8 protein-coding genes and 1 pseudogene are annotated in these 10390 nt (G+C 60.2%); 5 read left to right on the top strand and 4 right to left on the bottom strand.

What is annotated here, in order from left to right; translation table 11 throughout:
• From ACYQ2T_RS18065 to ACYQ2T_RS18055, 3 genes and pseudogenes are all read right to left on the bottom strand, one after another.
• Positions 1-371, bottom strand: a pseudogene (locus ACYQ2T_RS18065) (helix-turn-helix domain-containing protein); the annotation flags it as partial.
• Between the two features lie 62 nt (positions 372-433).
• Complete coding sequence (locus tag ACYQ2T_RS18060; RefSeq protein ID WP_459902235.1) at positions 434-1171, bottom strand: sulfite exporter TauE/SafE family protein; 738 nt, start codon at positions 1169-1171, stop codon at positions 434-436.
• Positions 1164-1736, bottom strand: a complete 573-nt coding sequence (locus tag ACYQ2T_RS18055) for a DUF4125 family protein (protein ID WP_459902234.1) — start codon at positions 1734-1736, stop codon at positions 1164-1166. The genes ACYQ2T_RS18060 and ACYQ2T_RS18055 overlap by 8 nt, the downstream gene beginning before the upstream one ends.
• An 848-nt stretch (positions 1737-2584) precedes the next feature.
• Between ACYQ2T_RS18055 and ACYQ2T_RS18050 the strand changes: the two genes are divergently transcribed.
• Entirely contained in the window at positions 2585-4069 is a 1485-nt protein-coding gene (locus tag ACYQ2T_RS18050) for an APC family permease (RefSeq protein WP_459902233.1), read from the top strand.
• A gap of 126 nt (positions 4070-4195) precedes the next feature.
• Here the strand turns inward: ACYQ2T_RS18050 and ACYQ2T_RS18045 are convergent, their stop codons facing one another.
• Positions 4196-6244 carry a sigma-54-dependent Fis family transcriptional regulator gene (locus ACYQ2T_RS18045; RefSeq protein ID WP_459902232.1) on the bottom strand — a complete coding sequence of 683 codons (2049 nt, stop codon included), beginning with the start codon at positions 6242-6244 and terminating at the stop codon, positions 4196-4198.
• Between the two features lie 325 nt (positions 6245-6569).
• Here ACYQ2T_RS18045 and ACYQ2T_RS18040 point away from each other — a divergent pair, with 325 nt between their 5' ends.
• Genes ACYQ2T_RS18040 through ACYQ2T_RS18025 form a run of 4 tightly spaced genes read left to right on the top strand, consistent with a single transcriptional unit; the run spans position 6570 to position 10355 of the window.
• Positions 6570-7922: a dihydrolipoamide acetyltransferase family protein gene (locus ACYQ2T_RS18040; protein WP_459902231.1), complete on the top strand. Its 1353-nt coding sequence runs from the start codon at positions 6570-6572 to the stop codon at positions 7920-7922.
• Between the two features lie 9 nt (positions 7923-7931).
• Positions 7932-8348, top strand: a complete 417-nt coding sequence (locus tag ACYQ2T_RS18035; RefSeq protein ID WP_459902230.1) for a Lin0512 family protein — start codon at positions 7932-7934, stop codon at positions 8346-8348.
• 27 nt (positions 8349-8375) lie between these two features.
• On the top strand, positions 8376-9335 hold the full coding sequence (locus ACYQ2T_RS18030) for a thiamine pyrophosphate-dependent dehydrogenase E1 component subunit alpha (protein WP_459902229.1): 960 nt from the start codon (positions 8376-8378) through the stop codon (positions 9333-9335).
• A gap of 48 nt (positions 9336-9383) precedes the next feature.
• The gene (locus tag ACYQ2T_RS18025; RefSeq protein ID WP_459902228.1) at positions 9384-10355 is read left to right on the top strand and encodes an alpha-ketoacid dehydrogenase subunit beta; all 972 of its coding nucleotides are present in this window, start codon (positions 9384-9386) and stop codon (positions 10353-10355) included.
• Positions 10356-10390 lie beyond the last annotated feature (35 nt).

Below are 10390 nucleotides of genomic sequence, written 5' to 3'. Positions count from 1 at the left end.
GCTTAAGCCAGCGGTCGTACTTGGTGCCCATGCCATTCTTGATCAAGATGTTTTGAATGGTAGGGGAGCTCACCGAAACACCGATGAGTTTGAGCTGATTGGAAAGGCGAACGCACCCCCAAGCAGGATGAGCTAGGCTCAATTCCAAGATTTGCTCGACCACCTCCTCGGAGGTGGTGAAAGGGTGGGACTTCGGAATAGGCGGCAGATCTTTGAGCCCTTCAAGGCCATGAGTCTGGAAACGCCTTGTACTCGTAGAATTGACTACGATGCACACCGCGTCGCCGGCAGGCTTCGCTGACGTTTCCCAAGCGCTCTGCAAGCTCAAGTACACTCATAAGCTGGCGGGCGACTTTCTCTGCAGCTTTCATAGGGCCTCCATCGTGATGACTGTACCCCAAAATCTGTCTGAAGACTAACCTAGTAGGTCAGATTACCAAAGCACAGCGCGGCCTAGGCAGACCAGTCCGGCAAGGACAATGACGCCCATGAGCACCCGGCGGAACAGCCTCACATTAATGCGGCTGACCACGGGGAACGAGCACAGCGTCCCAAGGATGGTGGCGGGGACGCCGTAGAGCAGGTAATCCGCAAGGATGGGCGTATACAACCCGGACGCCGCCTGCAGGCCACAGGTCATGCTTCCACGAATGATGAAGAACACGCCAAGGGTGCCGAGGAAGACGCGGGGCGTCCAGCCAGTGTAGAGGCCGTAGGCCCCAACAGGCGGACCATCAAAAGAAATAGCCGTGCCCAAGAGGCCCGCGCCAAACCCCGCAGCGCCGCCACGCGCCCACGATTCACCGCGCTCGCCCGTGACGCGGAAGGAATGCTGCCAATAGACATAGTAAAGAAGCAACGCCCCAACCGCGCCTTGCAGCATGGATCCGGACACCACATTCAGGATAAACAGCCCAATAAGCGCGCCGGGCAGAGAGCCCACAAGCATGGGCCACAGCGCCGACACCCGGCAGTGCCGAAAATGCATGCACGCAATACAGCCGTCCATAACCACGTTCAGGATGCAGCTGAGCGGCACCAGCTCATGCATGGGAATCATGAGCGCGGCCGTGGGCACAGCCACCATGGCCCCGCCAATGCCGCTGACGCCCGAGACGAACCCACCCACAAACCACGCGCAGAAGACGAGAAGGAAAACCGGTTCAGGCATCAGCGCACCGTGACGACTCCGCCGCCAACCGGGCTTCACACTCCTCCAAGCTGTCATGACCAAGCTGGCGCATCAAAATCTCGTAGCGCTCGCGCACAAGGTTGCGCCCAGCCACATGGGCGTCCTCCACACAAGCCTCATACGCTTCAAGGCTCTCGCCGGAATAGGTTTGCAGTTCGCACCCGAGGTACAGGCGAAAGCCTGGCTGGCCATCGGCCTGCACCACATGCGGAAAGTCCTTGGTCACCTCACGCCGCCACGCACATTCTGCGTTGAGGATGACATCAATGCGCGGGTCCGTACTCAGCCGAGGAATGCGTCGTTCCATCAGCGCGTATTTTTCCGTCATGAGGTTGCGCCCTGCCTCTTCTGCACGGCGCACGTCCACGGCGTAGGCCACCAAAAAATCATCGGACAACACAGCGTGGGTCATTTCACGCATGAGACGGAAGGATTCCGGACGCTCCTGACATATGGATCGCCCCCGGCTGTTCACGGCCTGAAACATACGCAGTTCACCAGCAATAATATCGTTAATCAAAGCCTTGCGGCGTTCTTCGGTCATAAAGGTTTCTCCTGAATTGCACCGTTCTTTTGCCGCGCGAAACAAGCTCCTTTCGCGCGGCACCATCCTGCGCGTGACGTTTCTTCAAAGATAACGCGGGGCAGGCAACACAGCCTGCACTCCGAGCGCACAGAACTCCGCCCAGCCCAGCCGTGGCGCGGGCTGAACCACCTCAGACTGGCCTCAAAAAATGCTAGACGAGCCCCCCGTTCTCGTGAAATGAGTCACGACATTGCGACAGCAAACTTGGTGCCGATTCACCGGACATGCTTGTGCAAAACTCCCCGTACCGCGCAATCGCCACGAAGACCGCTCTTTTCTTCATTTTCCTCGACACAACGCCGCCACTCAGATGTTTCACCCAGTGCAAAGACGCGAACCGCTGCGGGAAAAGAATTTACGCAAATGGAAAGTTTTTTTTCGATTGCGAAAATATCTTTTTGCACCCCCTGGCGCCCATATATTATGCTCATGAATTTCTACAAGAATACCGGGATATTGAACGGATAGTGAAGTCTTTCACGTGCTGGCATTCAACTTGCTGGTTTTGTCACAAGCAATTCGCGAATCTGCTGACTCCCTGAAGGTGATGACCTCGTAGAGACCCGCTTGTTCAACTCTGCGTGAGAGGCTCGCCATGCACCGCCCTGCGGTATGTCGCCACGACGCATGGCACACAAACCCTCGACGTACACCCGCTGTGCGTCTACGGCAGGCCGTCGCCCTCCCGGCGCGACCAGCCGGCGGCACCCCCAACGTGTACGCCCGGACCTGCCCCAAACGACCAAGGCGCCCGCACACCGGACGCCTTCGAGAGGATAGTCGTGTCACAAGATGAACAGTTAGAATTGCAGAAATCCCTTTCCCCGGCTCAGGTCTGGGCTTTGGCCCTTGGCTCCATCGTTGGTTGGGGATGTTTCGTCCTCCCCGGCGATATGTTCCTTCCCGAAGCTGGCATCATGGGAACCCTGATCGGGTTTGTTGTCGGCGCCCTCCTGCTGTGCTTTGTCGCCACATGCTACAGCTACATGATCAAATATACCCCCGTTGCTGGTGGCGCGTTTGCGTATGCCTACGTCGGCTACGGTCCCACCGCCGCCTTCATCTGCGGCTGGGCACTCGTCTTGGGGTATATCGCCATTGTCTGCATTGATATTGCGGCCCTCGCCCTTATTTTCCGCTTCCTCTTCCCGGGGGTCTTTGCATTCGGGCCACTCTACTCAATTGCGGGCTGGCAGGTGTTTACCGGCGAAGTGCTCCTTATGACCGGCGCAACCCTGCTTTTTGGATTCCTGAACTACCGGGGCATCAGCTTTGCCGGTAAACTGCAGGTCGTTCTGGCCTTCCTGCTTACGGTGGGCATTATCTCGCTGTTCGCGGGTACGGCTTCCATGGAGAGCGCCCAGCTGAGCAACCTCACGCCGCTGTTCTCGGACCACCGCTCGCCCTTGGCATGCGTGCTGCTCATCTTCGCCATTTCGCCATTCCTCTTTGTTGGCTTTGACACCGTGCCGCAGGCGGCGGAAGAGTTCAGCTTCAATCCGGCCAAAGCGCGGAACATCATGATCATCGCCATCCTGTGCGGTGTTGTGCTCTACAGCTTTGTCACGCTGTCCGTCGGCATCGTGATTCCCTACCCCGAGATGCTGGCCAAAATGGACGCCATGCGCGCCGCTGGCGGCACCGCATGGGCCACCGGCGAAGTCGCCAAGATGGCCTTTGGCAAATTCGGCGCCGTAGTCCTCTCCTGCGCCGTGATGGGCGCGGTATGCACCGGCATCAACGGCTTCTACATCGCCACCTCGCGCCTGCTCCTCAGCATGGCTCGCGGCGGCATCCTGCCCAAGTGGTTCGGCGATATTCACCCCAAGTACCGTTCGCCCTACAAGGCCATTCTGTTCACCATCGCCATCGTGCTGCTGACCCCCTTTGCGGGCCGCTCCGTGGTCGCATGGATTGTAGACATGAGCTCCCTGGGTACCGGCATGGGGTACCTGTTCACCTGCCTCGCCGCGCGCCGCGTGCTGCTGGGCTCCCCGGCTGAAGCCAACCGAGGCGTGCGCCTGTTCACCTGCACCATGGGCACCATCACCGCCGTGATGTGCATCTCGCTGCTGCTCATCCCCGGCTCCCCGGCCTACATCGGCGTGGCTTCCCGCTGGTGCCTCGTGATCTGGATCGCCCTCGGCCTGTTCTTCTACTTCTCCAACAAATCCGAATGGGCCAAGCTCCCCGAGGCGCAGCTGCGCAGCAACATCCTCGGCAGCACGGACATCCCGGTCTTCTTCGGCAACTCCGCCCCCGAGACCCAGTCCGAAAGCCCCGCAAAATAACCGCCAAACACCCGGGCACGGTCACCCAAGACCACCGGACGTACGGCGCCCCCGCATGGACATCCATGCGGGGGCGTTTTTACGTGTGGTTTTCGGGTCGCCTTAAAAAAGCAACGCCCGCTCCCATCACACCTCTATCCGAAACTTCTCCATCTTGGCGTAGAGGGTATTGCGGCCTATGCCGAGGGCTTTGGCGGTTTTGCTGATGTTGCCGCCATGGTAGTCGAGGGCTTCGCGGATGGTGTCGGCTTCGCGCTTGGTCAGTTGGAATTCGCCGTCGGCCTCACAGGTTGGGCCTTTGGCGTTCTGACAACGCTCTGTCAGGTACTGCGGCAGGTCGTCCGGGGTGAGTTCGTCCCCGGCGAAGTTGTTGACGGCGTGTTCAAGGCAGTTGATGAGCTCCCGGACGTTGCCCGGCCAATGGTAGCTTTTGAGGAGATGCTCGGCCTCAAGCGTAAGCCGCGCCTCTGGAAGGCCGAATTCGGTACACAGACGGCGCAGGTGGTGGCGCACAAGGACCAGGACATCGTCGTTTCGTCGGCGGAGCGCCGGGATGGTGAGGTGGACCACGTTCAGCCGATAGTACAGGTCCTCTCGGAACGCCCTCTGTTCTACAAGACTCCAGAGGTCCTTGTTGGTGGCCGCCACGACCTTCACATCCACCTTGCGCGGGGTATTGCCGCCAACGGGAGTAACCGCGCGCTCCTCCAGCACGCGGAGCAAGTTGACCTGCATGGAAAACGGCATTTCCGAAATTTCATCGAGGAACAACACACCCTTGTGCGCTTCCTCAAACTTCCCCACCCGGCCCTTCTTGGCCGCGCCGGTAAACGCCCCTTCTGTGTAGCCGAACAGTTCGCTCTGGATCAGTTCTTCCGAGAACGCGCCGCAGTTGATCGCCACAAAGGGGCCTGCACTGCGCGGGCCTGCCTTGTGGATGCCCCGCGCGAACAGCTCCTTGCCCGTGCCTGACTCACCGTTCAGGAGGATGGTGGACGGGGTTTTGGCGGCATTGGCGGCGCGCTCCACCACCTTGCGCATGGCCGCACTCGTATGCAGCACCTTTTCAAATCCCGGTACAGGGGCATCCTTTTTCTGATGAATGGGCACCGCCCGGGCCCGGGGGCGCTGCACCTCGCTCACGGTGACGATGGTATCGTTCAGGCTTCCGTTGGCATCAAATATTGGTATCGCACGGACAAAGAGGTCCGGATTGGCAAAGCACCGCAGGACAACAGGCTCGTTCATGGACGCGGACTTCATCTTGCCAAGGTAGGCGTCGTAGTCGAACAGCGTATTGCCCCGCCGCCCGCGCAAACTTTCGCCGGGGCGGGCCAGCAAGGTTTCGGCCACCGTATTGGAACTGATAACGCGCCCTGTATTGTCCAACGTGACAATGCCCATCATGACGGAGTTGAACATGGACGAGAACAGAGACGTCATCTTGCCCTCAATCTCGGAGCAATAGAACTGGCACAGGCGCTGTTCCATGGCGCGCGCAGCCTGCAGGACCAAACTCAAAGACATGGAGTGGTCAGCGCTCTTCTCGCCGGAGATATCGATGCTTCCCCACACGCTGCCATGCGGGTCGTAGATGGGGGCGGCGGTGCAACTCCAGCTGTGGTGGCTGCGGCAGAAGTGTTCTTCGCCAAACACCTGCATAGGCTGCCCCGTAGCTAAGGCCGTGCCGATGGCATTGGTGCCCACGCTTTTCTCCGACCAATTGGCTCCGGGCCCAAAGTTCAACTTGTAAGCGCGGCGTAGGATGTCCTTATCACCACATGTTCTGGCCACTCTGCCTTCAGCGTTGGTGATGGTTATGAGCAGATCCTTGCCTTGGATGGCCGAATAGGTCGTATCGAGAATATCCGGGCTGACCTTGTCGAGAACAGAGGTAAACCGCTCCAGTTGCTTCATGGGGACGAAGTCCCAGCAGCTTCGCGGCGCAGGGTCCACCCCTAGGGCGAGACAACGGCGCCATGAATCCACTAGCGACGCATCCATCCCCCCATCCGGCAGCTTTCCCTTATCCATGAACTGTTTCCAGTTCGTGTAGTCCACCCCCGGCTCACGGCGCTGTGGGCGCATGGGCGGCGTCACCACATGCGACGCCGACACATCTGGAGTGTTGGGACGTATACCGAAGCTGTCACCTTCCCGGAAAAGCGAATACATGGATGGCCTCCATTTCGTCAGAAAGCGTCACTCGTTATCGACAGGCACGTGTTCACATCCCTACAAGTCAATGCCTTCGTCAAGTGTTCAATTCTGGAACACTCTCCCCGCCTATCAGAACCATATTATTTATAAATTACGGGAAGTTATCATCATTTTCAGCGCCAAACTTGCGGAGGCTCCTCTGTTGTCCCGTTCCCGAACAAGTGGCGTTGTTTCACGCTGCCTCTCTCACATAACATTCTGAAATATCAGTTTTTCTTTTCGTGGCACCTCCGTTGCAATCCGTCATGGCACCGACACGAAAATATTCAGGAGGAACGTCATGGCCCAACAAGTGATCATGCCCAAATGGGGCTTGACCATGAAGGAAGGAAAAATCGTCCGGTGGCTCAAGGCCGAGGGCGATACGGTCACCGAAGGTGAGCCCCTATTCGAGGTGGAGACTGACAAGATCACCAACTCGGTCGAAGCTCCTGCCAGTGGTATTCTGTTTCAAATCATCGTTCCCGAGGGCGACGTTGCCGCAGTGCAAGCCCCCGTGGGCACCATTGCCGCCGACGGTGAAACGCCGGAACGCGTAGACGGCGGCGCGCCGGCGCCCGCGGCCACTGCCGAGACTCCAGCCGCCGACGCTGGCGCAAGTGCGGCAGAACCTGCAAGTGAAAAGGCTCCCGCCAGAGAGGACGGCTTCATCCCCGCCATGCCCGCCGCCCGCAAGCTCGCCGAAGACCTTGGCGTTGACCTCGCCTCCGTTGACGGAACAGGCCGGGGCGGCGCGGTGACAAAGCGCGACGTGCAGGCCGTGGCCGACGCAGGTGGCGGCATTAACGCCAGCCCCAAGACCATCGCCTTTGCCCGCAAAAAGGGCATCGACCTCAGCCAAATCACCGGCACCGGCGACGGCGGCAAGATTACCAAGGCCGACATCCTGCGCGCCATGAACCCCGCCGCCCCATCCGAGCCAGCCCCGCAGCAGCCTGCCACGCAGGACACCATTGTGCCCATGGAAGGCGTACGCAAAATCGTTGCAGACAACATGCACGCCAGCCTGCAAACAAGCGCCCAGCTCACTGTGTTTGTGGAGGCCGACGTCACGGAGATGGTCCGCCTGCGCGACACCCTGCGCGGGCGCAACCGCCGCAACCCCGACTACCGCCTCTCCTACAACGACATCATCTGCTACGCCGTGTGCCGCGCCCTAAAGCGCCATCCAGTCATGAACTCCACCCTGCAGGACGACGGCATCCACATGCACGAACACGTCAACCTTGGCGTTGCCGTCTCCCTGCCCAGCGGCCTCATCGTCCCCAACGTCAAAGAGGCCGACACCTACACCCTTGAAGAGCTCAAAACCCACGTCCGCGACGCCGCCGCACGCGCGCGTCAAGGCGGCCTGAGCATGGACGAAATCTCGGGCGGCACCTTCACCATCAGCAACGTCAGCATGCTGGGCGTGGACGGCTTCACCCCCATCCTGAACCCACCGGAGACGGGCATTCTGGGCGTTGGCCGCGTGGTGGAAAAACCCGCCGTAAAAGACGGAGAAATCGCCATCCGCAGCATGATGACCCTGTCGCTGACCTTCAACCACATGGTCACCGACGGCGCACCGGCTATGACTTTCCTGCGCGAACTCGCAGACATGCTGGAAACCCCCGGCCTCATGACGATGTAGGAGGCCGCCATGCCGCACAAACGATTCGCCATCGAACTCGGCTACGCCGCAGACATGCACGGCGAGGACATGACCAAGGCCGCTGTGCGCGCCGTACGCGATGCCATGTCCCGCACCTGCCTGTGCGGTCTTGTGGAGATCTGGGGGCGCGACGCCTTCCAGGGCGTGTACGTCCATGCGGAAGTAGCCGTCCCGGCGCCGGAGCGCGTTGACACCGAGGCTGTGCGCGCCGTCATCCCCATTGGGGAAGCCTCGGTTTCCGTCACTGCTGGCGGCATGACCGCGGCAGGCATCGAGGTTCCCTGCTTTGCGCCCGGGGTCAGCAATATTGTCGTGGCGTGCGCCGCCCTCACCATCAGCGTGGACATGGACAAAGCGGATGCTCCGGGCTGCGAAGCATGCGCCGCGCCCTCACAGGCCGAATAATTCATCAGAGAAAAAGGAGCGACAACAATGGCTCTCAGCAAGAAAACATTGGTTCACATGTTCGAAACCATGAACAGGATTCGGTTTTTCGAGCAGAAACTGCAGGAGTTTTTCGCCGCCGGTGAAATTCCCGGCTTCGTGCACTTGTATCTGGGCGAAGAGGCCGTAGCCACCGGCGCCTGCGCCACGTTGACCAACAAGGACATGATTACCAGCACCCACCGCGGGCATGGTCACCTGCTGGCGAAAGGCGGCGACCTCAAGCTGATGATGGCCGAAATCTTCGGCAAGCAGACCGGCTACTGCAAAGGCAAAGGCGGCTCCATGCACATTGCCGACCTTGACCTTGGCATCCTTGGCGCCAACGGCATTGTTGGCGGGGGGGGGCCACTGGCCGTGGGCGCAGCCCTAGCCGCCAAGTACCGCAATACCGACGACGTGGCCCTGTGCTTTTTCGGGGACGGCGCGTCCAATCAGGGCACCACGCAGGAATCCCTGAATATGGCCAGCGCATGGAAACTGCCCCTCGTCTTCATCAACGAAAATAACGGCTACGGCATCTCGTGCCCGCAGTGCCGTTCCATGGCCGTCGTCGACATCGCCGACCGCGCCGCCGCCTACGACATGCCCGGCATTGTGGTGGACGGCAATGACGTGCTGGCCGTGCACGAGGCCGTCACCGAGGCCGTTGCCCGCGCCAGAAAGGGCGAAGGGCCCTCCCTTGTGGAATGCAAAACCTACCGCTGGCGCGGCCACTTTGAGGGCGACGCCTGCACCTACCGCTGCGACGAAGAGCTGGAAGAATGGATGGCCAAGGATCCTATCCCCCGCTTTGAACAAAAGCTGGTGGAAAGCAAAACCCTGACGGCAGAGAAAGCCGCAGAGATTAAAGACCGCATTGCCGGTGAAGTCGAAGAGGCCGTGAAATTCGCGCAGGACAGCCCCCTGCCCCCCGCCTCCGCGCTGATGGACGACGTGTACGCATAAGACGCAAGGTCAGCATTTCCGAAAAATTCGACCCAACGGAGCAAGACAATGGCCGAGAAAACATATTTGCAGGCACTGAACGACGCGCTGCGTCACGAAATGGAGCACGACGAAAACGTGTTCATCATGGGTGAGGATGTTGGACAGTTCGGCGGGTGCTTTGGCGTAACGCAGGGCCTGTACGACGCCTTCGGCAAAGAGCGCGTCATGGACACCCCCATCACCGAAAGCACCATCGTCGGCGCGGCCGCCGGCGCGGCCGCGTGCGGTCTGCGTCCGGTGGCGGAGCTGATGTTTGTGGACTTCATTGGCGTGTCCATGGACCAACTCTTCAACCAGGCCGCCAAGATGCGCTTTATGTTCGGGGGCAAAACCACCGTCCCCATGACCCTGCGCATGCCACAGGGCGCGGGCATCGGCGCGGCCGCGCAGCACTCGCAGTGCCTTGAATCGTGGTTCATGAATATCCCGGGACTCAAGGTCGTCATCCCCTCCACCCCCTACGACGCCAAAGGCCTGCTCACCAGCGCGATCCGCGACGACAATCCCGTGGTGTTCTTGGAACACAAGCTCCTCTACGGCGTGTCCGGCGAGGTTCCGGACGAGAGCTACACCATTGAAATCGGCAAGGGCGATGTGAAGCGCGAAGGTACGGATGTGACCATAGTCGCCACCTCCCATACCGTGCATGCGGCCCTTGAAGCCGCAAGCCAGCTGGAAAAGGACGGTATCAGCGCCGAGGTCATCGACCCGCGCTGCCTGCTGCCGCTGGACACGGACCTTATCGTCGAATCCGTCAAGAAGACCAACGCCCTGGTCATCGCCCACGAGGCCGTGCAGTTTGCCGGGCCCGGCGCAGAGATTGCGGCCATGGTGGCCGAGGAAGCCGTAGAGTATCTGGATGCGCCCATTAAACGCGTTGGCGCACCCTTCTGCCCCGTGCCCTTCTCCCCGCCGCTGGAACAGCACTACATTCCCGGAGCAGACAACATCGTCTCGGCGGTGAAATCCATCCGATAACTCGCGCAGCGGGAGGCGGCCACGGCCGCTTCCCG

This window comes from Desulfobaculum senezii, assembly GCF_054657395.1.
The sequence above is the reverse complement of the archived record's forward strand: the minus strand, read 5'-3'. Positions and strand labels throughout refer to the sequence as shown.

Coding starts and splice junctions, on each gene's coding strand:
- ACYQ2T_RS18025 (WP_459902228.1), top strand. CDS start 9,384: ATGGCCGAGAAAACATATTTGCAGGCACTGAACGACGCGCTGCGTCAC.
- ACYQ2T_RS18035 (WP_459902230.1), top strand. CDS start 7,932: ATGCCGCACAAACGATTCGCCATCGAACTCGGCTACGCCGCAGACATG.
- ACYQ2T_RS18055 (WP_459902234.1), bottom strand. CDS start 1,736: ATGACCGAAGAACGCCGCAAGGCTTTGATTAACGATATTATTGCTGGT.
- ACYQ2T_RS18040 (WP_459902231.1), top strand. CDS start 6,570: ATGGCCCAACAAGTGATCATGCCCAAATGGGGCTTGACCATGAAGGAA.
- ACYQ2T_RS18060 (WP_459902235.1), bottom strand. CDS start 1,171: ATGCCTGAACCGGTTTTCCTTCTCGTCTTCTGCGCGTGGTTTGTGGGT.
- ACYQ2T_RS18030 (WP_459902229.1), top strand. CDS start 8,376: ATGGCTCTCAGCAAGAAAACATTGGTTCACATGTTCGAAACCATGAAC.
- ACYQ2T_RS18045 (WP_459902232.1), bottom strand. CDS start 6,244: ATGTATTCGCTTTTCCGGGAAGGTGACAGCTTCGGTATACGTCCCAAC.